Raw genomic sequence first — 274 nt, 5'->3', positions numbered from 1 at the left:
CGACGGGATCGCCCCCTTGGGCCTGGCCGCGCTGAGCATCCTGCACGCCGATCCGTCCGGTGCCCTCGTCCAGGACCTGCGCGCCCGTTTCGGTGGACCGGTCCTGCTGAACACCGGGTTCCGGACCGTCACCACCTACGACGATGCCGCTGCGGTGGCCGCAAACGGCTGGGGAGACGCGGTGGTGGTCGGCCGCCCGGCGATCGCCAACCCGGATTTGGTGCGTCGTTGGCAGGAAGGCCTTCCGCTGAACGAGCCCGATGCCTCCACCTTC

The 274-nt window shown here is 70.4% G+C and carries 1 pseudogene; it reads left to right on the top strand.

Annotated features, from left to right (window positions below):
* Nucleotides 1-16 precede the first annotated feature (16 nt).
* Nucleotides 17-274: pseudogene (locus WDW90_RS39365) on the top strand (alkene reductase); the annotation flags it as partial.

This window comes from Methylobacterium nigriterrae, from assembly GCF_037106235.1.
Taxonomy (GTDB): domain Bacteria; phylum Pseudomonadota; class Alphaproteobacteria; order Rhizobiales; family Beijerinckiaceae; genus Methylobacterium; species Methylobacterium nigriterrae.
This window is presented reverse-complemented; position numbering and strand designations above follow the sequence as displayed.